This window comes from Oleiphilus sp. HI0123, assembly GCF_001635315.1.
The window spans coordinates 1-1,377 of record NZ_LWGE01001616.1 but is presented as its reverse complement, the minus strand read 5'-3'; the positions used below and the strand labels follow the sequence as shown (position 1 = coordinate 1,377).

Annotated in this window: 1 protein-coding gene; it reads left to right on the top strand. The window is 44.8% G+C overall.

The annotated features are described in order from the left end of the window. The coding region (locus tag A3761_RS21695) for a pilus assembly protein (protein WP_231881282.1) at nucleotides 1-1,377 on the top strand (1,377 nt) is incomplete at both ends.

Below are 1,377 nucleotides of genomic sequence, written 5' to 3'. Positions count from 1 at the left end.
GATGAATTGTATTTCTCGGTTTTCAAGCCTGAAACTGGGCCTGTCTGGAAGGGTAACTTAAAACGCTATCGTCTAGGATCTGACGGCACTGTTTATGATAGAGCTGGCCGTACCGCGATTGATCCAGAAACTGGTTTCTTTAAGTCTCGCAGTAATAACCCTGCTGACCCAGGCGCATGGAGCTGGTGGTCAGATGATATTGACGCTAATGATATTCACCTAGGGGGCGCTGCAGAAAACTTACCCAACAATAGTGATGACCGTAATGTGTTTACGTACCTAGGTGGCTCTAGCAACCTATCTGACGACAGTAACGAAATTTCTTACGATAACGCAGACAATATTACTAAAGAATTACTTGAATACACCGAAGCAACTGATGAAGAGTACAAGCTATTACTAGACTGGATTCGTGATATTGATGTCTTTGATACCGATAACGATAATAGTTATACAGATACTCGACACACAATAATGGACCCCCTCCACTCTGCGCCAGTGGTTGTGATATACGGTGGTACCGACGAGAACCCCGACACGGCAATATTCTTCGGTGACAACCAGGGTTTTATCCACGCGATAAACGGAAGTAATAGCACTAGTGGCACCTATACAAAAGGCCAAGGTGATGAATACTTTGCTTTTATGCCCAAAGAGCTACTGGGAATGCAAAAAACTTTATTTGAAGATTCTCAGGCTGTTGAACACACGTATGGAATGGACGGCTCCATAACAACTTGGGTCAACGACGAAAACAATGACAATGATTTATACGACTCAAATGATTTCGTCTATTTATATTCTGGCATGCGCCGTGGTGGAAATAGCTATTATGCTTTAGATGTTACAGAGCGCGATGCACCTGAATTTCTGTGGCAAATTACTGGGGGGACAGGTGGCACTAGCGGCTTCGAAGAGCTCGGTCAGACCTGGTCTAAGCCAGTTAAAACTAAGGTTAGAATGGGTAGCACTGTTCGCGAAGTTCTCATTTTTGGCGGTGGTTATGATACCAATCAAGATCTAGCAACAACTCGCTCTGAAGATTCCATTGGTCGAGCTGTTTATATTGTTGACGCAGAGACAGGAGAGAAAATCTGGAGCGCGACCCCCTCTAACTTTAGTGATATGAAATATAGCATTCCATCAGACGTTAAGGCTATTGATGTGAACGCTGACAGAATTGCTGACCAAATTTACGTGGGCGACATGGGTGGACAGGTCTGGCGCTTCGACATAGATAACAATAGAAGCAGCTCTAGTACCCTTCCTGTACATGGGGGGGTAATCGCCAGTGTGTCCGATACAGGAACCGAAAACAATAGACGTTTCTACCATGCACCTGACGTATCGGTACTAAGCGATAGCAGCAGCTTAACC